Annotated in this window: 20 protein-coding genes; 11 read left to right on the forward strand and 9 right to left on the reverse strand. The window is 56.5% G+C overall.

Going from position 1 to position 20,823, the window contains the following annotated elements; translation table 11 throughout:
• Nucleotides 1-143 precede the first annotated feature (143 nt).
• Nucleotides 144-1,109: a TraB/GumN family protein gene (locus R5H23_RS13580; RefSeq protein ID WP_317215757.1), complete on the forward strand. Its 966-nt coding sequence runs from the start codon at nt 144-146 to the stop codon at nt 1,107-1,109.
• Nucleotides 1,110-1,198: 89 nt separating this feature from the next.
• Entirely contained in the window at nt 1,199-1,978 is a 780-nt protein-coding gene (locus R5H23_RS13585) for a tetratricopeptide repeat protein (protein ID WP_317215759.1), read from the forward strand.
• 18 nt (nt 1,979-1,996) lie between these two features.
• On the opposite strand, the gene R5H23_RS13590 is transcribed toward R5H23_RS13585, so the two are convergent.
• The 8 genes from R5H23_RS13590 to R5H23_RS13625 form a co-directional block, all read right to left on the reverse strand.
• The gene (locus R5H23_RS13590) at nt 1,997-4,384 is read right to left on the reverse strand and encodes a TonB-dependent receptor domain-containing protein (protein ID WP_317215760.1); all 2,388 of its coding nucleotides are present in this window, start codon (nt 4,382-4,384) and stop codon (nt 1,997-1,999) included.
• 219 nt (nt 4,385-4,603) lie between these two features.
• A complete protein-coding gene (locus tag R5H23_RS13595) occupies nt 4,604-5,527 on the reverse strand; it encodes a bifunctional riboflavin kinase/FAD synthetase (RefSeq protein ID WP_317215761.1) in 924 nt (307 codons plus the stop codon).
• The gene (gene mtnC / locus R5H23_RS13600; protein WP_317215762.1) at nt 5,524-6,204 is read right to left on the reverse strand and encodes an acireductone synthase; all 681 of its coding nucleotides are present in this window, start codon (nt 6,202-6,204) and stop codon (nt 5,524-5,526) included. The genes R5H23_RS13595 and mtnC overlap by 4 nt, the downstream gene beginning before the upstream one ends.
• 9 nt (nt 6,205-6,213) lie before the next feature.
• Nucleotides 6,214-6,768 (reverse strand): acireductone dioxygenase, encoded by a 555-nt coding sequence (locus R5H23_RS13605; RefSeq protein ID WP_046900271.1) that lies wholly within the window; start codon nt 6,766-6,768, stop codon nt 6,214-6,216.
• 3 nt (nt 6,769-6,771) lie between these two features.
• A complete protein-coding gene (locus R5H23_RS13610; RefSeq protein ID WP_317215763.1) occupies nt 6,772-7,398 on the reverse strand; it encodes a methylthioribulose 1-phosphate dehydratase in 627 nt (208 codons plus the stop codon).
• Complete coding sequence (locus R5H23_RS13615) at nt 7,398-7,655, reverse strand: twin-arginine translocase TatA/TatE family subunit (protein WP_046900273.1); 258 nt, start codon at nt 7,653-7,655, stop codon at nt 7,398-7,400. The genes R5H23_RS13610 and R5H23_RS13615 overlap by 1 nt, the downstream gene beginning before the upstream one ends.
• Nucleotides 7,656-7,726: 71 nt before the next feature.
• A complete protein-coding gene (locus tag R5H23_RS13620) occupies nt 7,727-8,197 on the reverse strand; it encodes a CHAP domain-containing protein (RefSeq protein WP_046900274.1) in 471 nt (156 codons plus the stop codon).
• Nucleotides 8,194-8,802 (reverse strand): regulatory protein RecX, encoded by a 609-nt coding sequence (locus R5H23_RS13625; RefSeq protein WP_046900930.1) that lies wholly within the window; start codon nt 8,800-8,802, stop codon nt 8,194-8,196. Before R5H23_RS13625 ends, R5H23_RS13620 begins: the two co-directional genes overlap by 4 nt.
• A 64-nt stretch (nt 8,803-8,866) precedes the next feature.
• Here R5H23_RS13625 and R5H23_RS13630 point away from each other — a divergent pair, with 64 nt between their 5' ends.
• The 9 genes from R5H23_RS13630 (at nt 8,867) to R5H23_RS13670 (ending at nt 19,533) form a co-directional block, all read left to right on the forward strand.
• Entirely contained in the window at nt 8,867-10,432 is a 1,566-nt protein-coding gene (locus tag R5H23_RS13630) for a D-aminopeptidase (protein ID WP_317215765.1), read from the forward strand.
• 151 nt (nt 10,433-10,583) lie between these two features.
• Nucleotides 10,584-11,786: an aspartate aminotransferase family protein gene (locus tag R5H23_RS13635; RefSeq protein WP_086633147.1), complete on the forward strand. Its 1,203-nt coding sequence runs from the start codon at nt 10,584-10,586 to the stop codon at nt 11,784-11,786.
• 41 nt (nt 11,787-11,827) lie between these two features.
• Nucleotides 11,828-12,757, forward strand: a complete 930-nt coding sequence (gene argF / locus R5H23_RS13640; protein WP_198942041.1) for an ornithine carbamoyltransferase — start codon at nt 11,828-11,830, stop codon at nt 12,755-12,757.
• 47 nt (nt 12,758-12,804) lie between these two features.
• Nucleotides 12,805-13,686: an Hsp33 family molecular chaperone HslO gene (locus R5H23_RS13645; RefSeq protein ID WP_317215798.1), complete on the forward strand. Its 882-nt coding sequence runs from the start codon at nt 12,805-12,807 to the stop codon at nt 13,684-13,686.
• Entirely contained in the window at nt 13,683-14,735 is a 1,053-nt protein-coding gene (locus R5H23_RS13650) for a hypothetical protein (protein WP_317215767.1), read from the forward strand. The genes R5H23_RS13645 and R5H23_RS13650 overlap by 4 nt, the downstream gene beginning before the upstream one ends.
• 19 nt (nt 14,736-14,754) lie before the next feature.
• Entirely contained in the window at nt 14,755-15,582 is an 828-nt protein-coding gene (locus R5H23_RS13655; RefSeq protein ID WP_317215768.1) for a hypothetical protein, read from the forward strand.
• A 121-nt stretch (nt 15,583-15,703) separates the two neighbouring features.
• The gene (locus R5H23_RS13660) at nt 15,704-16,429 is read left to right on the forward strand and encodes a gluconate 2-dehydrogenase subunit 3 family protein (RefSeq protein WP_317215769.1); all 726 of its coding nucleotides are present in this window, start codon (nt 15,704-15,706) and stop codon (nt 16,427-16,429) included.
• Nucleotides 16,430-16,441: 12 nt separating this feature from the next.
• Entirely contained in the window at nt 16,442-18,220 is a 1,779-nt protein-coding gene (locus tag R5H23_RS13665) for a GMC family oxidoreductase (protein WP_317215770.1), read from the forward strand.
• Complete coding sequence (locus tag R5H23_RS13670) at nt 18,217-19,533, forward strand: cytochrome c (RefSeq protein ID WP_317215772.1); 1,317 nt, start codon at nt 18,217-18,219, stop codon at nt 19,531-19,533. Before R5H23_RS13665 ends, R5H23_RS13670 begins: the two co-directional genes overlap by 4 nt.
• 46 nt (nt 19,534-19,579) lie before the next feature.
• Here the strand turns inward: R5H23_RS13670 and R5H23_RS13675 are convergent, their stop codons facing one another.
• Nucleotides 19,580-20,800 carry a hypothetical protein gene (locus R5H23_RS13675; RefSeq protein ID WP_317215773.1) on the reverse strand — a complete coding sequence of 407 codons (1,221 nt, stop codon included), beginning with the start codon at nt 20,798-20,800 and terminating at the stop codon, nt 19,580-19,582.
• Nucleotides 20,801-20,823: the final 23 nt, after the last annotated feature.

The following is a 20,823-nucleotide window of genomic DNA, read 5'->3' on the forward strand; positions in this document are numbered from 1 at the left end:
TCTGAGGGTAAACCGCGTCATGTTCTGCCAAAAACGCTGTTATTCAGGCCTTCAAGACAATTGAATGACAGGTCTGGTCATGGATTGTTTCAGGGGCAGAAGCATGATCTGTTTTGGCAGAAGATCTGTACGGGGGCATTTTCATGAAGACATTCTGGCTGGCTGCGATCCTGGCGATTGCTCCTTCTCTCGCGGTAGCACAGGCCCCTCGGTGTCCGGCGCCGGCAGCTGTTCCGTCCAAATCTGATCTGCCTCATCTTCTGATGACATCCCAGGACCGCGGTTTTCTGTGGAAAGTCACGAAAGATGGTCATACGTCTTGGCTGTACGGCACTGTTCATGCCTCTCGCGAAGAATGGTTGATGCCTGGGCCGCTCATACGGTCCGCCATCCTGCAAAGCCAGGCTGTTGCGCTTGAACTGAATCTGCAGGATCCCCAGACACTGGCAGCCCTTCGCAAACCCGAAGAACCAGCTAACCGTGAAAAGCTGATTGCTTCCGGGCGGAAGAAAAAACTCGATGCCCTGGCAGATGAACTCTGTATTCCCACGGCAGGCTTTGCCACTACGGCAATCGGCCTTGAAGCGGCCGGGCTTAGCGCGTCAGCTGCGCGCGCGGATGGCTATTATCCCGATTATGCCGTCGACTTTGTCCTTCAAGGAATGGCGGGCAGCCTGAAAAAGGAAGTTATCGCGCTCGAAGATGTTCAGACACAGCGTAACCTCCTGATCTCCCCGAGACTGTCCGAAGAAAACGCCTTCATTGATGAAACCATCAAGCAGATTTCCTCGGGGGAAGCGCGGAAGGATGAAGATCAGTTGATTGCGATGTGGGGGCGCAGCGATCTGACGCGACTGAACCAGTACAAACAATGGTGCAAATGCGAGCGGACACCAGATGAGAAACGCCAGACGCTCCGCATGATTGATGAGCGAAATGCAGCGATGGCCCAGAAAATCCTAACCCTCCATGATTCTGGAAAGTCCCTGTTCGTGGCGGTTGGGTCTTTACACATGGCGGGCCCAGAAGGACTTCCTGCGCTCCTGAAAAAGGACGGTTTCGACGTTCAGCAGATCGTACCTGCGCCTTCGGCAAAAACGTCGCTATAAACAGCAGGCGCTTTGCCTGAACGACCCGGGAAGCTACAGTCCGGCGGCAGTATTTTCTGCATTTGGACAGGGCGGATGGTGACCCCGGCATGAAGCGCGTTTTCAGGAAAATTTTTTCCCGCCCACCCGAACGTGAGGCAGCCCCCCCGCTGCCGTCTCATATCGAGATCATCCGTGAGAAAGCCCTGAAAGGGCATCATCTGGGAATCGTCCAGTGGGGGCAGATCCTGCTGGAGAGCATTTATGTTCCCAAGGACCCTGTCGGAGCACTGGAATGGTTTACTATTGCCGCAAAGGCTGGGTTCGGGCCGGGGCACAATATGAGGGGCCGGTGCTTTCAATTCGGCTGGGGATGCGAACAAGACCTTCAGGAAGCCGCCCTGTGTTATGCAACAGCAGCTGACGCTGGAGACGAATGGGGTCGCTATAATCTGGGCATTCTGACCATGCGGGGCATAGGGCAGCCCCAGGATCTGCCAAAGGCGCTCAATCTGTTTCGAACAGCGGCACATAACGGCCATGCCAAATCCATGAACCTGTATGCGCGTTTTCTGGAAGAAGGCTGGGTTGTGCCCCAAGACCGCGCGGCAGCCTTGGACTGGTACCGGAAGTCAGCAGAAGGCGGAGATTACCGGGGGCAGCACAACTATGCGACGGCGCTGGTGGATGCTGGCCAGATTGACGAAGCGCTGGGCTGGTGGCGCAAGGCTGTTGTGGATGCCACGTCTGACATTCTTCTGGCGATGAACAAGAAGCTGGCTCTTCTGGGAAACAAAAGAGACCCAGCTCTGGAAACACGGGTTCAGGACCGTCTGAAAGAAATGGGCGTACCACTCTCCACCGAGAACGCAAAAATCAGGCCGGAATAATCCGGCCTGACATGAGGCTCAATAATTGGCCGAAATGTTGGCCAGGAAGGAGCGACCAACCGCAGGTGTTGCGCGGTCAGAGAACAGATTGCTGTAGTTCAGGCGGTTATCGAGGTTGTAGCCATTCATGGCGATCCGCCAGTGCTTTCCGAAGTTATGGGAAATCACGGCATCCCATTCCATGGTGGCAGGGACACGCGCCGTATTGGCAGCATTGAGCCAAACCCCGTCGCGCCATGTCAGCCCGCCACCAAACGTCAGGTTCCAGGGACGATTGGGAGCGATGGTGTAGGTGGACCAGAGGGTTGCAGAATTTTTCGGCGCATACTGAATACGCTTGCCAACATCTGCTGCCGTCAGGGAGCTGACTGTGGTTGCGTCGTAGTAAGCGTAGGTGCCGATCATGGTCCAGTTCTTCAGGATCTCACCGGACACACTGAGTTCGACGCCCTGATTGCGCTGCCTGTCGCTGGATGACGTGACATCACCGGTAGACGCATCGGTCTGCATGGCGTTGCCCTTCTCCAGCCTGAAAACAGACGCCGTGAAGCCCATACGACCGTGGAAGGCGTTATATTTGGCGCCGAGCTCGTACAAGCTGCTGCGTTCCGGGCTAAATCCTTCCGTTGAGGATTTCAGGGGTTCGGTTCCGTTGGTCACATACAGTCCAAGCGGCGTCGTGGACTGGGCCCAGTTGAAATAGACCATCAGATTACTGTTTGGCGTGTACATGAGGCTGACACTGGGATTGAACGTATCCTGTGTCTGCCCATAAGAGACGCCTGCTCCGGCCTCCCCACCGTTCGCCGCATAGTGACTGTCCCAATGATCCCAGCGAAAGCCACCGCGGACCGAGAACCATGACGTCAGCCAGAACTGTTCGGAGAAGAACGCCCCAACATCAGTCGCATCGCCTGTCTTGTAACGCGGTTGGCCGACCCCGGACACATTGACCAGATCGTAGCTGTATTGACTGGCAGACCCCAACAATAGGCCCGGCTGCGTGGCAGAAGGGTTGAGAAGGCTTGTGGTATCGGCCTTTGTACCGTTCTGGCCGTTGAAGTTGTACGCGTAGTTTGTGCGGCGGTCATAAACGTGTTCGATATCCACACCTGCAATAATCTGGTGACGGATGCTGCCAGTCGAAAATTTCGCAACGCCGGAGAACACATCCTGCACCGACCAGTCATTCTGCTGGTAGGGCTCTGGACCACCCAGATGGCCACGTCTGTCAACAACCGCAGCAGACGGATTGGTGAAGAAATCGGTCGCGCAGGTTGTGTCACAGCCGGGCTGGGAGGCTGAGAAATAACGGCTGTATTTGCCGCCGCGAAGGTCGTTATAGAACGTGATGTTCTTGTTCAGGTCGAACTTCAGTCGGGCCGTCAGCATATCCACACTGGAGGCGTCCTGGTCATAGGTCGTGCCATACCAGTTGTTGCGGTTGAGCCCGTATTCCGTGATGGGGACAGCAACCTTTGTTCCCGGCTTGGTAATGACAGGCACCCCATAATCCGGAACGTTGTTGCTGGTCTGGTGCAGATATTCGAGAGTAAGCGTTGTACGCTTGCCCAGGCCAAAGGCGATGGATGGCGCGATACCCCAGCGGTGCGAATAGACGTCATTCCGGCCAACCGTGTTGTTCTCGTTCCCCATACCCGTGATGCGGATGGCCGTTGATTCACCGATCTGCTTGTTGAAATCGAGGGTGCCGCGATAGTAGTCAGCGGAGCCACCTGAGAAACTGCCGCTATAGCTGTCCCCGAGGTGGGCAACCTTCGTGGTAATGTTGATCGCTCCGCCCGTCGTCCCGTTCCCGAAGACTTCCGACGATGGTCCTTTGATGACCGTGATGTGGTCGTAATCAAAGCTGTCTCGGGTATAGACGCCGAAGTCACGCAGACCATTTTCGTAAATGTCGTTACTGGCCGAGAAGCCGCGGATCAGAAACTGATCTCCCGCCATTCCCCCCTCGCCCTCTCCGACAGACGCGGTGACACCCGGAACATTGCGCAAAGCCTCATCAAGGGATTTGACGTTCTGCTGCTCCATCAGAACTTTCGGCACAACGTTGATGGTCTGCGGCGTGTGCAGAACATCATCCGGGAGGCGGCTGATCCCCATCGGCGTCTGCAGAATGTTCATCGGCGAACCGACGACATGCAGATGCTCGGCCTCTGCGGCGCTAGCCTCCACACTACTGGCCTGCTGAACATCAGAATGAGGCGTTAGAGCCGTAGTTTTCGGTGTTTCCTTGGGAACAGATGTTGCGTTGCGCCGCCCTTGTGAATGGCGCGTTTTGTGATGGTGCGAGGTGGACTGGGCATGGGCGGCCGTGCCCACCAATGTCAGACCAGCGGCAAGAGAAAGTGGCCCAAGGGGCCGGATGGAATGTTTCGGGTGCATCGCATCACGATCCTGCAAAAGGATAAAAGCGATTGCTCTTAAAGCGACAATGAGAATGATTCTCAATATAGGAAAGCGAGAATTTTACATCTTTCGTCATAAATTAGACATTCAGTGATATAATTAACACAGAGACCCTCCTAGGGATGTGGGCATAAAAAACAGGCTGTTCCTCACGGAACAGCCTGCTGGAAGGCTCATCAAAAATGACGGCGGATTTTAAATCTCTAGAAGACCACGCGCCTGTTCGGCGTCCTGAGCAATCTGGGCCTTGAGCTCCTCGAGCCCCGAGAAGCGCTTTTCATCTCGCAGCAGAGCAATCAGAGCAACACTCAGGGTCTTCCCGTAAAGGTCTTCCGAAAAATCAAAAAGATGAACCTCAAGACGGCTTTCCTGCCCGTCGTTGATCGTCGGGCGTCGGCCAATATTTGCCACTCCGGGGATGACACGCCCATCTGGTAGCGTCACCTGAACGGCATAAACTCCGCGGGCGGGTTCAAGATGCTGACGAAGGGGAATATTCGCTGTGGGAAAGCCCAGAAGCCGCCCCCGCTGATCTCCGTGGATAACCGGCCCGACGATCGACCATGGCCGGCCCAGTTCCAAGGCTGCCCGTTCAGGATATCCTTCCTGAAGGAGACGGCGAATGCGGCTGGATGAGATAGGGCCGCCCTCGTCCACTAACTGCGGCACAATCGTCAGCCCGACACCCTTTGGCGCCAGAAGCGCTTCCAGATCGTCAGTGTTTCCGGTTCTGCGGTGACCGAAGGCAAAATCTGCGCCACAGGCGACGTGACGAACACCCAGAGACCGCAAAAGAACATCCTGAACGAAGGATTCAGCGCTTAACCGTGAAAACTCTTCGTCGAAAGGAATCTGGAAAACGTGCGACACACCCTGCTCTTCCAGAGCCTTGGCGCGAACATCCGGGAGCATGAGCCGACACGACGGGTCCTGAGGGCGAAACAGCTCTCTGGGATGCGGATCGAACGTTACGACGGACAGCGGATGGTCTGGACGTGCGGCACGGAGGCTATTCAGAAGGTGCACATGCCCGCGATGAACGCCGTCAAAATTCCCTAGAGCGGCAACTGTACCAAGGGCGTCCTTCGGGATATCCCGCCAATCAGTGTGCAGGGTCATACGGGGAGACTGAACTTCTGGGTAACGTCATTCAGATCTGTCGCGTGCGGTACGTCTTTATGCGGCACTGTCTGATCCTGTGGCCGCACGAGCTGACACACCTGAAGCCCAGCTTCCAACGCAGCATCCAGTTCTGCTCCGATGTCAGAAAGGAAGAGAATATCTTCCGGCTTCAGGCCGCAGGCTGCCGCAATTTTTGTGTATGACGCTGCGTCTTTCTTCCCACCTGTAGAAAGGTCGAAAAAGCCGTCGAACAGGGACGTCAGGTCACCCTGCTCCGTATAGCCATACAGAAGCTTCTGGGATGGAATGGAGCCGGAGGAGTACACCGCGAGACGCAAGCCGCCCTCAAACCAAGCCTTTAGGGCTGGTGGAACGTCTTTGTAAAGATCTGCACGGAGCGTGCCATCTTCAAAACCCTGCCGCCAGGTGATGCCCTGAAGTGTTTTGAGGGGAGCCGCTTTCTCGTCCCTGGCCATCCAGTCCTGACAGACCTTCAACGGATCTTCTCCAGGATGGGAGATGGCAATATCTGCTCGTGCGGCCACAACCTCCGAGTTTGTGTGGTCTTCGATCAAAGCCGGAAGGGCCTTGGCCGCATAAGGGAACATGATGTCCCGAACGAAAGAGATCGGCAGGGTCGTGCCTTCGATATCAAGCAGGACGAGACGGATCATGTCGGACTTTCAGGAGGAAATGGAGACGTCTGCGGGGAAACGCTCGGCGATGTCATCGCCTGTATATTGTGCGATCCACCCGGTTGTGTCGGTAAAGACGCGCAGAGCGACCACATCCGGGGACGGACCAGCATCAAACCAGTGCGGAATGCCTTCAGGCACAGAAATCAGGTCTCCGGCCGTGCAGAGAACCGAATAAATCCGGCCGTGAATGTGCAGGACGAAAGCGCCCTGACCGTGCACAAAGAACCGAACTTCATCTTCGCTGTGCGTATGCTCCGAGAGGAACTTCTTGCGCAACTCGGGCAGATTGGGCGTGGACGCATTGATGCGCACCACGTCTGCACTTCCCGCGCCCGTTTCACCCATCAGGGTGTCGAGATAGGGGCGATACGCGTCCAGAATTTCGTCCGTAGTCGCGTCTTTTGCAGGCGTGACAGGCGGCGTCCAGCGTTCAAAACGGATGTTATGCGGACGCAGGGTCTCGGCGATTTCCCCGGGGGTGGTGACGTCGAGAAGGATCGTTTCGGGGCTGTCGTCCCGATAAACAGTCAGTCTGCTCATGGTTCAGCGTGCCTTCTGGAGACGGGCGAGATGGCAGGCAAGCAGGAATTCAAGCCCTTCAAGCCGCGCCAATGCTGTGAACATGTCCTTACCCCAGACATAAACGCCATGACCGCGGATCAGGTAACCCAGACGCATGTCCGACAGTTTCGGAGCGACAACTGTCGAGAGACGGGCGATATCCTGATCGTTGTGAAACAGCGGCAAGTCCAGACTGGTGTCGTGCGTTGACTGGCCTTCGAAAACCTTCAGCACTTCATAGCCCGCGAGGGTGATCGCGTCTGTTGGTTCATCCATGGACAGGATGGTGGCCGCAACAGAGTGACCGTGCAGTACAGCCCCGATCGACGGATCATGCGCATAGAGCTGGGTATGCAACAGGGTTTCTGCACTGGCACGCTTCGTCGGGTCCAGCGGTACGCCTTCAGGGGTGATCTGGATCACGTCCTGCTCTGTCAGGAAGCCTTTGTGCCCTCCTGACCGCGTGATGGCGATGCGGCCATCTGCCAGACGTACGGACAGGTTGCCAGCTGTCGCTGGAACCCAGCCGCGCTGATCCATCCGCTGGCCCGCCCGGACGATTTGCCCGGCGCCCTCGGTCCATGCCGTATCAGACGTCGTATTCAACATCAGACCTGCGTGCGGTGCGTGTCGCTGTTGGTGGTCGTCTGGCTGTAACCGGGCGACTGATTGGGGGCCGAGATATGACCCGGCGCCTGATTGGCTTCAGGCGGCGTCATGTTCTCGTCTTCGCCCATGTTCTTCTTGAAGGACTTGATGCCCTTCGCGAAGTCTCCCATCAGGCCGCTGATTTTTCCACCGCCGCCAAACACGACGAGCAGGACGACCGCCAGGATCAGCCAGTGAACGGGGCTCATGCTGCCCATAATGTATTACTCCGAAAAGCCAAGGCTACACCTTCATGTGGCAAGGCTTGGGCGTTTGTGCAAGCGTTCGCTCAGGACGCATCATCCGGACCGGAGGCCGAAACGAAGCCATAGGTTGGATAGGCTCGGCGCCCCAGGCCGTGAATGGGTGCCCACCAGACCCGGACGAGTGTCCAGTCATGACGGGGTGAAACATCCGTGATGGGAACATTGCGGTCAATGCGTCCCGGTTCCCAGTTAGCATGATCTACGAGGATCGTGTTTGAAGAAATCTGTCTGCGCACGATGGAAACGTGTCCGCTCGGTACGCGGGACGTTGCCCGAAAGACCAGAACAGAGCCTGCGATGGGGGCATGGCTTCTGGCATAATGCCCCGCAGACTGGCGCCACCATGAAGCAGCATCTCCCCGCAACTGAAGACCTGTTCGGGAGCGGGCATAAGGCGCGCACTGGAGTGGCCCATTGAAACTGGCACGACTGTATTCGCGGCTACCGCCACAGGCTGTGAGTGACAGCAGCAGGCAGAGTGCCAGTTTTTTCATGGGCGGCTCCGGAAGGCAATGATGCGGTCTTCTGCTTCTTCAGTGTCCATTTCCAAAGCTGTCTGCACGACATCCCTGGAAAAACCATTGCGCGCAAAGATTCCCATAACGCGAACCGGATCCTCTTGCGGACGGTCCGGGCGGCAGAAAGGACCGACGCGACGTTTGCGCGCCAGGACGAGCGCCGCCGCCAGTTCCGCCTCCCGCGCCGTTTCGTCTGATCTTTCACCCAGCGATTCGTTGAGCGCTTCCTGCGTGGTCGTCTGATCAACGCCCTTCGTGGCCAGATGTGCGGCGACAGCCCGGCGAGACCGTCCGGTCCGGGTCAGGTTCAGAGCGCGGGAACGGGCGAATCCGGCATCATTGACGGCTCCGAGTTCTGTCATGGCGACAATGACGTCTTCCACGGCTGGTCGAAGAGTTCTGATTGTGGCTTCGGCATCTTCTTCAGGCAGCCCGGCATGCACGGCACGCGTGCCCCAGCGCCGAAGACGACGTTCCAGCGTCTGGCGCAGACTATGCTCGGTTGTGGCAAAGCGAGCCACGTGGGCCAGGGCCATTTCGCGCAGTGCCTTGAAATCAGGTGCTGTTGGTATGTCCTCCATAGTGGATGAGTATGCTGCGAAGAGGGCATTTACGGCAAGATCGGATAGGGTCATCATTCGACCCATGAGCGACTCTCTTTCAGCCCGCCTCGAGGCGGCTGTCTCCGCCCTTCCTGTCCGTTTTCCTGGCCCCGGTGGGGCTGTGGCTGTCGTGAAAGATGGCGAGGTTCTTGTCCGTCACACATGGGGCTACGCCAATGCGGAGCGGCGCCTGCCGTTCACCCCGTCTTCCCTGTTCCGCATGTGCTCCATCACGAAGCAGTTCACCTGCGGCGTATTGCTGGATCTTTTCCAGGACCCGTCGGAACTTGATGGAGATGTGGACGACCGGTTGCCGCAACTGGATGAGCCGGCGCCAGGCGCGCTTCACCTTGCACACAACCAGTCAGGCCTGCGTGACTACTGGGCTGTGGCGATGTTGCATGGCGCACCGGTCGAAGGATTTTTCGGGGATCGGGAAGGACGTCGCGTTATTGATGGCACGCGTACACTCCAGTTCCAGCCCGGTACGTCTTACTCCTATGTGAACCAGAATTTCCGCCTGCTGTCTGACATTCTGGAAGACAGAACAGGGCGGAATTTTGCTGAACTTCTTCAGACGTCCATTTTCAATCCCGTGGGCATGGAACGGGCTATTCTAGCCGCCGAAACACGCGCCATGCCGGACGGGACTGTTGGATATGAAGGAACCGTGGAGAGCGGCTTCCGCCCGGCTGTCAATAACATCTGGTGGACCGGGGATGCAGGTCTGGGCGCCTCGCTGGATGACATGATTGCCTGGGAGCGCTTCATTGATGAGACGCGCGATGATCCTGACGGGCTTTACAACCGTCTGACAACGCCGGTGACCTTCCGCGATAGTGAAGCAGCCCCTTACGGATTTGGACTGCAACGGACATCACTTTTCGGGCGTGATGTGACGATGCATGGCGGCGCCCTAAGAGGCTGGCGGTCCCACAGACTGCACGTCGCATCTGAGCGCCTGTCTATTGTGGTGATGTTCAATCATATGTCGCCTGCACAGGTTGCAGCGGGACAGATCCTGGCAGCAGCACTGGGTGTTCCCTATGAGCCGGATCGGACGACACAGCCGCCTCATGAATTGTACGGCACCTTCATTGAGCGAGAGACCGGGCTATCCGCGCGAATCGAGCCCGCTCCCGGCGGAGCCAAGCTTCGATATCTGATGGTACCGGAAATGCTGGAAGGTGTTTCCGCCTCGCGGGCTGAAACACCGGGCGTCCAGATTGTTCGTCAGGGAGACGAAATCCGGATGGAGCGGCCGGGTGAAAACCGCGTGGGCATTCTCACCGCCTGTGACGAAACTGCCGGTGAAGACATCGAAGCACTTGAAGGCGTCTATCGCTGTGAGGAGCTGGATGAGGCGGAAGTCACCATCGAACTGGCAGGTGGCGTGGTCTATGGCGGTTTCTCAGGCTTTCTGGGCAACGGCCGGATGGAACCGCTTCAGAGGCTTGCACGGGACGTCTGGGTTTTGCCGTGCCCTCGGGCGCTCGATCATACGGCGCCGGGCGACTGGACGCTGCTGTTCGAGCGGGATTCTTCAGGCGTCAACACGGTGAAGGTCGGATGCTGGCTGGCGCGGGATCTGATTTACAGGCGCGCCTGACAACCGTTCTTTCCCCGCAAGGGGTTTGACGGATCGTATTTCTGCCGCACAGTATGTGTCTGCGGAATCTTTGGCCCTGCCCCGGGCGACCGGGGCAGGGTTTTCCGATTCTGCAGCTTTCATTCACCCTGATCCAGGATCGACGATCATCATGATCTCCTCCCTCATGCCCAATTACAAACGTGCCGACCTTGCTTTCGAGCAGGGCGAAGGCGTCTGGCTGACGGCATCGGACGGGCGACGATATCTGGATTTCGGGGCTGGTATTGCCGTCTCTTCGCTGGGCCACGGCCACCCGAAGCTGGTGAAGACCATTGCGGATCAGGCCGCGAAGGTCATGCACGTCTCGAACCTCTACCGTATTCCGCAGGCTGAAAAGCTGGCGGATCTTCTGGTGAAGAACTCATTCGCGGATTCTGTGCTGTTCTGCAACTCGGGCGCTGAAGCGAATGAGGGCATGGTGAAGATGATCCGTCGGGCGCAGTTCGAGAACGGCCATCCCGAGCGTACGCGCATTCTTTGCTTTGATGGCGCGTTTCACGGTCGGACATTGGCCATGATTTCTGCGACCGGAAATCCTGCCTACCAAAAGGGGTTTGGGCCTGTTGTTGAAGGGTTCGATCATGCGCCGTTCAACAATACCAATACCCTGCGCGCAGCTATTACGCCGGAAACTGCCGGTATTATCGTGGAGCCCATCCAGGGTGAAAGCGGCATCAAGCCAGCGTCCGAAGTCTTCATGAAGGCCTTGCGCGCAGTCTGTGACGAGCACGGCATCTATCTTGGCTTCGACGAAGTCCAGACCGGTGTTGGCCGAACAGGAAAGCTGTTTGCACATGAGTGGTATGGCATCAAGCCGGACGTCATTTCCATTGCCAAAGGCATTGGTGGCGGCTTCCCGCTCGGGGCTGTTCTCGCAACGGAAGAGCTGGCCAAACATCTGACACCCGGTTCTCACGGAACGACGTTTGGCGGCAATCCCTTGGCTTGTGCCGCAGGAACGACAGTTCTGGAAGAAGTTCTCAGCCCCGGCTTTCTGGCGCATGTCTGCGCGGTTGGAGAGGCCTTCGACGGCATGCTGCGGGATGTCGTGAAGCGTTCACCAGGCGTTTTTGACGATGTCCGCGGCATGGGTCTGATGCGTGGTCTGCACTGCGTTCCGCCTGTTGGAGAGGTGATGCCACTCGTAACGGCCGCAGGGCTTCTGACCGTTGGTGCGGGCGATAATGTGCTGCGTCTGGTGCCTCCGTTGATCGTGACGGAAGAAGACTGCCAGGAAGCCTGCAAGAAATTGATCGAAGCTGCCGAAGCATATGTAGCAGCCCATAAGAAAGAACAGGAGAACGTGTCGTGAGTCTGGCAATTGCCCCCCGGACAGCAGGAACGGACCAGCAGATGCCACGGCATTTTCTTGATATTCGCGATTTCAGCAGCGACGTAATCCGACAGATCATTGATCTGTCGGCCCGCATCAAGGCACTCCAGAATAATCGTAAAAATCCGCTACATCCGGACCGTCCTCTTGAAGGGCGTACGCTCGGACTGATGCTGGCACAGCCTTCCACCCGTACACGTGTTTCATTCGAAGTGGGTATGGGGCAGTTGGGTGGCCAGGTGTCTGTCCTGTCGCCGGGCGATATGCAGCTTGGCCGCGGGGAAACCATTGCAGACACGGCGCGCGTTCTGTCGCGCTTTCTGGACGTAATTGTTCTGCGAACGGGCACGGACGAGAACCTGCGCGAACTGGCAAAGTGGAGCACGGTTCCGGTCATTAACGGTCTGACGCCGGTCTCCCATCCTATTCAGATTCTGGCAGACGTGCTGACATTTGAAGAGCATCGTGGCCCGATTGCGGGAAAGACGCTTGCGTGGATTGGGGACGGCAACAACGTAGCCACTTCCCTGATGGAAGCGGCAGCTCTGCTCAAATTCAATGTTCGTCTGGCAACGCCTGAGGGTTTCGCGCCCAGTGAGCGTGCTGTTGCCTGGGCACGCCAGAATGGTGCCTCCATCGAGGTCTTCCAGAACCCTGCCGAGGCTGTCTCCGGTGCAGATGCCGTCCTCACGGACACCTGGGTCAGCATGGGCGACAAGGACCGCGAACAGCGTCTTGAAGCGTTCCGCCCTTATCAGGTGGATGCAGCCCTTATGGCAAAAGCTGCACCCGATGCCCTGTTCCTTCACTGCCTGCCTGCCCATATCGGGGAAGAAGTGACTGCCGAGGTGTTCGAAAGCCCGGCGTCTGTTGTTTTTGACGAGGCGGAAAACCGCCTTCATACGCAAAAGGGCCTGCTTCTCTGGGCTCTTGGAAGAGAGAACGGGTGATCGATACACCGCCATTCCTTGACAGGGGACGCCCCAACGTCCCGAACATGGTTGTTTCAGGGGGGATTGTGCCATTTCATCTGGCACAGTCTCCCGTCCGCGGACGCCTGATTCGACTTGGAGCGCTGGCAGACGCCATCCTGTCACGGCATGATCTTCCGGATGCTGTCCTGACCATGGGTGGTCAGGCTCTCGCATTGGTTGCGGGCATGGCGTCTGCCTTGAAATTCAAGGGATCTTTCTCCCTTCAGATCAAGGGAGACGGCCCAGTCTCTATGCTGCTGGCTGATGCCACAGACACGGGCGATCTGCGTTTTATGGCCCGGCTTGCGGAAGATGCTGACCCTGCAGCGCTACCGACATCCCCAAAAGAGTTGCTTGGTCACGGCTACCTCGCTTTCACGATCGACCAGGGAGCGGATATGGACCGCCATCAGGGTATCGTGGAGCTGACGGGTGAAACCCTCTCTGAGATGGCCGTCCACTATTTTCAGACCAGCGAACAGCATGACTGCTGGATCCGGCTGTTCTGCCTCAAGACGGTTGACGGCTGGAGCGCCAGTGCTCTGGTGCTGGAACGGATCGCAGATGAAGGCGGCATCGAGAATGCCGCTCAGGCAGAGGATGCCTGGGAAACGGCCTGCACGTTTGCCGAAACATTGCGGGACCAGGAAATTTTTGACGAAACGCTCGAAAGTGGTGATCTGATCCATCGCCTGTTCGGGACGTTAGACGTTCAGATTGCCACACCACGCGCTCTGGCTTACGGCTGCCGCTGCTCCCGGGCACGACTTGCCTCAGTTCTGGAGCGTTTTGGCGAAGACGATCTGGATCACATGGTGGAAAACGGTGCCATCACGATGAACTGTGAGTTCTGCAACGTCGGCTTCCGTTTCACCCGTGATGAGCTTGGAGAAAAACCTGCATGACGCTTCCACTGCTCGACGGAATCAGGATCGACGGCCTTCCCGTCGAACAGCTTTATCCAGGTTGGATAACTTTGGAGCGCCACCCGATTGTTGGCCAGTTCGAAGTTATTCTCTTTCAGGATGAGGACAGCGGGCGACAGGCTTGCTGGTGGATTGAAGATGGAGCCTACAAGGGCAGCCATGTCATGGCGCTTCGTCCAGATGTGCAAGATCGCCTTCTGACGGGCATGGACCCGGTATTCTGGCCCTTGGCAGAAGGTGTTCTCGGTGGTGACATCCGGGACGATGCCACCTCTTTCAGAACTGACCTTCCTTCAACCGCTTTTCGGGAGCTGTCGGGCCTCTGGCTGGGACGACACGCGCCCCACGCAATTTTCATTGCTGCCGGACATGCGGACAGCGGCGAAGCCCTGACCTGCCCTGATGGGAAGCCCGTGGCTGAAGGGCGGATGAAAGCGCTTCTTTCAGCTCGCAGAGGAACGGACGTTCTGGTCGTGTCCTCTCCTTTTTCTGCAATGCCTGTACGAGCGCAGATTGAAATGAAGCTGGGCACAGCAACTGCTTATCGCTTCCACGATGCAATGGAAAATTCAGTTTTCTACCTTGTGTGGAACGAAGCAACACCGGGAAACCGTCCATCATTCTACTATCCAAGAGGCCCACTCCTGATTAGCGATGACCCGTCAGGACCACTGATTCCTGGCTGGATTTTAGAGTGGTTTGCACGACATTCCGGACATGCCGATGTCATCAGAGCTGCACGTCCTTTCCTTCCGGAAGATTTTGGTGTCGGTCAGGCATCTTCGCTACGGACGCCCCGCGTTCCTCAGGCGGCTCCGGCTGCGGCGGTTGTGAAACCGACTGATCCTGAGCCAGAAAAGCCTTCTGATAACAGTCCGGAAGTGACGGAAATTCGGGAATCAGAGCCTGTTCAACGTCGGTCTTTTTTGCCGGAACTTCCGTTGGAGCCGCCTCCGGTATTACAGTCACCGCACAAGAAGGGGCTGTTCGGGCGTTTCAAGAGCCTATTGGGCCGCGACGACCAATAAGATCATGGGGAATAGCGTGATGGGTGTACGGTACTGGTTCGGAGCAGTCGCTCTGGGATTATCACTTGGTCTTGCGGGTTGTGCAGATGATGAGCCAGCGCAGACATTCCCTCCCGCAGACTACAGCTATTTGTCGCAGTTGCACCTGAATGTGGCGACAATCAACATTCAGGATGAAGCTGTTCCGGCCCCAGGCTCCCTGAGTTCGAAAGCCCCTACGCCCCCCGATCAGGCCCTGAAACAAATGGCTAACCAACGACTGGTTGCCAGTGGACAGCAGGGTCAGGCAGCATTCATCATTAAACAGGCCTACATTTCTTCAGAGGGCGAGAATGCGATCTCAGGCGCCCTGGATGTGCAGCTGAATATTGCCGATGCGGGAAATCTGCATACGGGATATATCCATGCACGGATCAGCCGAAAGCTCGACACCGGCACCAAAAGCGCTACATCCCGCGCCTCTCTGTATGCCCTGACCAATCAGATGATGCAGGACATGAATGTTGAGCTTGAGTTTCAGGTCCGTAAAAAACTCATGAGCTGGATGACAGATGCGGTGGGGAATCCTCTGGTTGATGGCGGCGTGAAGCAACAGGCTCTTGATGGACCAGGCAGTAGCGCATCAGCTGCTCTCGCAACGCCTGTCACACAGAATGTTCCAGCCGCCGTCACAAACACGCCAAGCGTTGCCGCCCCCGTTCAGCCCAGCATTCCCGATGCAATTTTCCCGACGGGCGCAGGGGATGACAGTACAGCCCCTGTAAATGCTGCACCGAAGCAGAAATCTCCTCCTGCAGGTGTTCTGCAACTTCCATCTAATGGGAAAGCCAGCGATTCAGCAGGGTAAATAGCGCTCATCGCTAAATGATGATCGAAAGTTCTCTGGCATTACGACCTCTACCCGTCCTATGGGGGTCTGATATCTTTTATTCCGGATATGTTTGTTTTCCGAATATGACCCTACCCTTATGCTGGAGAACAGTGTGCCTTCGACGGAACCGACCGTGACCCGCCCTCTTCGCCGCAGTTTTGTCAAAGGCCTGCTTGGGTCCACATCCTTCTGGATGGTTGGGGGCCATGCCCACTGGGCTGAAGCCCTGGCTGAAGAATCCAAACAGCCATACCACCCTTCCTTCTTCACACCTGACGAGTACCGCCTGCTGGAATCCGCTACGGAACGGCTTTTTCCACAGGATCAGCATGGACCAGGTGCGCGCGCCTTGGGTGTTGCAGAGTTCATAGATCGTCAGATGGAAACGCCCTACGCGCAGGGAGACAACTGGTATATGTCAGCCCCTTTCGTACAGGGCCCGGCTAATCTCGGTTATCAGCTACCGTTTGTGCCACGCGATTTGTATCGCAAAGGCCTTCAGGGACTGGACGCGTATACCCGCCAGCAACATGGAAAATCCTTCCCGGATCTTCCTGTGGCAGAGCAGGACGCTATTCTGACGGCACTGGAGGGCGGCTCTGTCTCGTTGGGAGATATTCCTGGCCGGGTTTTCTTCGAGCAACTCCGAACTAACACCCTTGAGGGTGTATTTTCTGATCCTCTTTATGGGGGCAACAGAGGGCTGGGCGGGTGGCTGATGCTGGGCTTCCCGGGTGCTCGGGCCGATTTCATGGACTGGGTCAATCAGGACGGCGCAGTCTATCCGTTTGGTCCGGTTTCCATCTCAGGTGAAACGGCCTGAGGGGCTTAAATCATGACAAAAAAACACGTAGATGCCATCGTGGTTGGAGCTGGCTGGGCTGGTGCGATCATGGCGAAAGAACTGACCGAAGCCGGACTGTCGGTCATCATGCTGGAACGCGGCTCCGAGCGTACGACGCCCGTAGAAGGCGCTTACCCGGAGTCCATTGATGAACTTCGAGGGGCAATTCGCAAACGCCTCTTCCAGAATCTTTCCCAGACGACAGTCACGGTCCGCAATACCATTGATCAAACTGCACTGCCCTATCGTCAGTTAGCAGCATTCCTGCCAGGCGAAGGCGTTGGGGGAGCAGGGCTTCACTGGTCAGGCGTCCATTTTCGGGCCTCGCCAGAAGATCTCAGGCTTCGTAGTTCAGTAGTAGAGCGTTACGGCGAGAAGTTCATTCCTGAGGGTATGAACCTTCAGGATTACGGCGTGACCTACGCGGAACTGGAACCTTTTTTCGACAAGGCCGAAAAGGTTTTTGGAACATCTGGCGAAGCCTATCGGGTCAACGGCAAAATTGTCGGAAACGGTAATATCTTTGATGGAGACCGGTCGGATAATTTTCCGCTCCCGGCCATGAAAGACACCTTCACAGCCTCTACCTTTCGGGGTGCGGCATCCCAGGTGGGCTATCATCCCTATTCCCTGCCCGCAGCCAATGCATCCCGCCAGTATACGAACCCGTATGGCTGCCAGATGGGGCCCTGCAATTTTTGCGGGTATTGCAGCGGGTATGATTGCTACCTCTACTCAAAAGCGTCCCCGAACGTAAACGTTCTGCCTGCTCTCCGGCAGGACCCTCGGTTCACTCTTATTTCCGATGCACACGTTCTTCGTGTCGACTTGGACAGCACCAAGAGCAAGGCAACCGGTGTCACGTATCTGGAGACGAAAACGCAGAAAGAAGTTTCCCTCTCCGCTGATCTCGTCATTCTGAGTGCGTTTCAGTTTCATAACGTCCATCTGATGCTCCTCTCGGGCATCGGAAAGCCGTATGATCCTGTTCAGAACACAGGCACAGTTGGGCGGAACTTCGTTTACCAGACCATTACGTCGTCGCGCATCTGGCTTCCACCGTCCAAATATACCAACCAGTTCATTGGTGCAGGCGGCGTTGGTGTCGCATTTGATGACTTCAACAGCATGAATTTTGATCATGGCCCGCTTGGCTTCATCGGAGGGTCTCCGGTGTGGGTCAATCAGGCCGGAATGAAGCCGATTGCCGCAGCCATCGGGACAGGCGGCGGGGGCACACCACGATGGGGCTCAGCGTATAAAGGCGCGCTCATCGACAGTTATAAGCACTCTATCGGGGTGGATGCACATGGAAGCAACATGGCCTACCGGGATGTTTATCTAGACCTGGACCCGACATGGAAAGACGCTTACGGCCTGCCATTGCTTCGCATGACCTTCACGTGGAAGGATAACGATATCCGCATGAACCAGTACGTTGTCAGCAAGATTGAACCACTGGCAAAAGCCATGGGCGCCGCGAAGACCAATCTTGTTCATCTCAACGCTGGCCAACCCTTTGACACGCGCCACTATCAGACCACTCATCTTGGCGGCGGCGCAGTTATGGGGACAGATTCCAAGACAAGCGCGCTCAACCGCTATCTTCAAAGCTGGGATGTTTCGAACGTGTTTGTGATCGGCTCCAATGCTTTTCCGCAAGGGATGGGATATAACCCCACAGGCACAGTCGCGGCCCTGGCATATTGGGCGGCCTACCACATCCGTACAACCTATCTGAAATCTCCTGGTCCATTGGTGAAGGCATGAAATTTTTTCCTTTTCTGGCCTTCACCAGCAGCGTCCTGTTCTTCAGTTACGATGCCTCAGCCAATGATGAGAAATCTGCCCTGATCGAAGAAGGCCGTTATCTTGCCGCCGCGTCTGATTGCGCTGCCTGCCATTCAATCCGTGGAAAACCGGAATATTCTGGAGGAGTATCGTTTTCCCTTCCGATCGGTACCGTTCATTCCACGAACATTACCCCCGATATGGAGCACGGGATCGGCAAATATTCAGAGGCCGAATTTGGGAAAGCCCTGCGAGAAGGCATCCGCCGAGATGGCGCAACGCTTTATCCCGCAATGCCCTATCCATCCTATGCTCGCCTGACAGATCATGACGTTCACGCCCTCTACACTTATTTCCACGACGGTGTTGAGGCATCATCCGTCGCAATACCGGAAAATGGTATTCGCTGGCCACTTTCCATGCGTTGGCCGCTGACATTCTGGCGCTGGATGTTCTCCCCTGCTCCAGTCAAGGCTCAAGCCAAGACGCTTCAGGCATTTACAGATCCACAGATAGCCCGCGGAGCTTATCTGGTGGAAGGTCCAGCACATTGTGGAGCCTGTCACTCGCCACGTGGCCTTGCAATGCAGGAAAAAGCGCTTACAGCGGCCGATAGCGAGGCCTTTCTGTCAGGCGGAGTAGCAGTCGATGGATGGGTCCCAACCTCGCTTCGTCAGGAAAACCGAACTGGCTTAGGTCGATGGAGCGAAGAGGACATCGTCGCGTTTCTTAAAACCGGACGAAACATGCAGGGAGAAAGTTTTGGTGCCATGACGTCTGCCATTGTTCATGGCACGCAGCATCTTTCTGCCGCAGATCTTCTTGCGATGGCCAAATATCTGCGCACTCTCCAGCCTTACGACAAAACGCAGAAAAACTGGGTCTATGACCCAGCGTCCACCAATGCTCTGCGTAGAGCAGACATTTCCGCGCGAGGGGCCAAAGTCTATATCGATAATTGTGCAGCCTGCCACAGAACAGACGGCAAGGGATATCCCGCTGTCTTTCCGCCGCTTGCAGGTAACCCTGTTGTCATGGGAGAAAATCCGGCATCGCTCGTTCACATTATTCAAAGTGGGGCAACATTACCGAAGACCGAGACAGCCCCTTCTGCCTTTACGATGCCGGATTTCATGCATCGCCTCAGCGATCAGCAAATCGCAGATGTCACAACGTTTATCCGTGATGCATGGGGAAACAACGCACCCGCTGTCAGCCGAGAGGACGTTGTAAATCTGAAAAAAGACATGCCGCCGCGCAATATGGTGGACGGCGAAATTTCATTGAACTGAGTCTACGTAACGAGGGGAACACCCATTTGAGATCCCCTCGCCTGCCTTACGGCAGAAAACGGTACATAACACACCCGGAATAACCAGCGCCGCCCGGTGAGTGCGTTCCATCTGCAGGTGTAGAATAAGAGCCGCCGCCGCCGGCACCAAAATGGGTGCCATTGCGCCCTCCTTCGTTTCCGCACCGGCCGCCGCCACCCCATGGGCCGCTACCGCCGTAACCTGCAAAGGTACTGGAATTCGTTTGGCCATCTCCTCCCGAAGTCCCAGTCTGATTCCAGATGGTGCCGCCTGACGCTACGCCACCTTCACCACCTGCAGAGCCCATGGCGCTATAAAAATAGCCACCCTGCCCTCCACCAGCCTGTAGCAATGTTTGCCCGTTGTAACTGACAAGGGAGGTGCCGCCCGTCTGCTCCGATCCGCCACCTGCGCCAACTGTCACATTCAGTGCGCTACCAGTTGCGAGGCTGACGTCATAAATCCCTGAGGCATCTCCCCCACTGCCGCCGCCACCGCCTGAAAATGATCCGTTCAGTGTCATGGAATTAGACGATGCGCCGCCGCCGCCGCCGCCCACAACACGCAATTCTACACGGGACGCCCAAACTGGAATGGAAACTGATGCATTGGCTGTGACAAGCTGTAGAGGCTGCATAGCGGCACGCAGCAAAGTCTGCGTTGCCAATTCAGGAATTGTTGGCCAAAAAACCTTCCCTGCCTGCGGCTGTACGCCAGAAAGAGACGTGACTCCCTGAGGCACATTCAGAGTATATAGCCCAACAATTGCGCCACCGGGCGGCACAGCTGGTGTATCTGTCGAAACGACAAAAGAAAGACCTGCCTGTCTCCGCGTTGGCAAGGCATTTCCGTCGTTATTCATGCCCGCCTGCGTCTGGGAGGGGTTTGAGGCATTGAAAAACGGGAGGACAGTCTGATCGACATCCTGTTCGGTACAAAGAGCAAAAACCGTATATGTCGCACCAGTTCCAGGAACAGAAACCGTTACATCCTCATCACTTGAATACTGGCAAGTTGTAGGGGTTGCATCCGCGCCATATCCCCCACCGGCGCCCCCCAAAAATGCAGCATCCATAGTCCCTGATGCCGTGATGGACCCGGCCCCGATTGTAACAGACAGACCAGAGCGAGAAGGCGTACAGATCAGACCCGAAGCAGCTGTCACATCCTGGCCATAAAGCATATCAGACAGATGACCGAGCGCCGCCTTGCCATATCGCCCTATTCGCAGCAGATCCGTATCCATTGGAATTGATCCTGCGTATACAA

The organism is Gluconobacter sp. GP1 (assembly GCF_032913585.1).
In the GTDB taxonomy this organism is placed as follows: Bacteria; Pseudomonadota; Alphaproteobacteria; order Acetobacterales; family Acetobacteraceae; genus Gluconobacter; species Gluconobacter cerinus.

Coding starts and splice junctions, on each gene's coding strand:
- R5H23_RS13660 (WP_317215769.1), top strand. CDS start 15,704: ATGCTGGAGAACAGTGTGCCTTCGACGGAACCGACCGTGACCCGCCCT.
- R5H23_RS13675 (WP_317215773.1), bottom strand. CDS start 20,800: ATGGATACGGATCTGCTGCGAATAGGGCGATATGGCAAGGCGGCGCTC.
- mtnC (WP_317215762.1), bottom strand. CDS start 6,204: ATGATCCGTCTCGTCCTGCTTGATATCGAAGGCACGACCCTGCCGATC.
- R5H23_RS13610 (WP_317215763.1), bottom strand. CDS start 7,398: ATGTTGAATACGACGTCTGATACGGCATGGACCGAGGGCGCCGGGCAA.
- R5H23_RS13615 (WP_046900273.1), bottom strand. CDS start 7,655: ATGGGCAGCATGAGCCCCGTTCACTGGCTGATCCTGGCGGTCGTCCTG.
- R5H23_RS13590 (WP_317215760.1), bottom strand. CDS start 4,384: ATGCACCCGAAACATTCCATCCGGCCCCTTGGGCCACTTTCTCTTGCC.
- R5H23_RS13605 (WP_046900271.1), bottom strand. CDS start 6,768: ATGAGCAGACTGACTGTTTATCGGGACGACAGCCCCGAAACGATCCTT.
- R5H23_RS13630 (WP_317215765.1), top strand. CDS start 8,867: ATGAGCGACTCTCTTTCAGCCCGCCTCGAGGCGGCTGTCTCCGCCCTT.
- R5H23_RS13665 (WP_317215770.1), top strand. CDS start 16,442: ATGACAAAAAAACACGTAGATGCCATCGTGGTTGGAGCTGGCTGGGCT.
- R5H23_RS13650 (WP_317215767.1), top strand. CDS start 13,683: ATGACGCTTCCACTGCTCGACGGAATCAGGATCGACGGCCTTCCCGTC.
- R5H23_RS13670 (WP_317215772.1), top strand. CDS start 18,217: ATGAAATTTTTTCCTTTTCTGGCCTTCACCAGCAGCGTCCTGTTCTTC.
- R5H23_RS13620 (WP_046900274.1), bottom strand. CDS start 8,197: ATGAAAAAACTGGCACTCTGCCTGCTGCTGTCACTCACAGCCTGTGGC.
- R5H23_RS13580 (WP_317215757.1), top strand. CDS start 144: ATGAAGACATTCTGGCTGGCTGCGATCCTGGCGATTGCTCCTTCTCTC.
- R5H23_RS13625 (WP_046900930.1), bottom strand. CDS start 8,802: ATGGAGGACATACCAACAGCACCTGATTTCAAGGCACTGCGCGAAATG.
- R5H23_RS13655 (WP_317215768.1), top strand. CDS start 14,755: ATGGGTGTACGGTACTGGTTCGGAGCAGTCGCTCTGGGATTATCACTT.
- R5H23_RS13645 (WP_317215798.1), top strand. CDS start 12,805: ATGGTTGTTTCAGGGGGGATTGTGCCATTTCATCTGGCACAGTCTCCC.
- argF (WP_198942041.1), top strand. CDS start 11,828: ATGCCACGGCATTTTCTTGATATTCGCGATTTCAGCAGCGACGTAATC.
- R5H23_RS13585 (WP_317215759.1), top strand. CDS start 1,199: ATGAAGCGCGTTTTCAGGAAAATTTTTTCCCGCCCACCCGAACGTGAG.
- R5H23_RS13635 (WP_086633147.1), top strand. CDS start 10,584: ATGATCTCCTCCCTCATGCCCAATTACAAACGTGCCGACCTTGCTTTC.
- R5H23_RS13595 (WP_317215761.1), bottom strand. CDS start 5,527: ATGACCCTGCACACTGATTGGCGGGATATCCCGAAGGACGCCCTTGGT.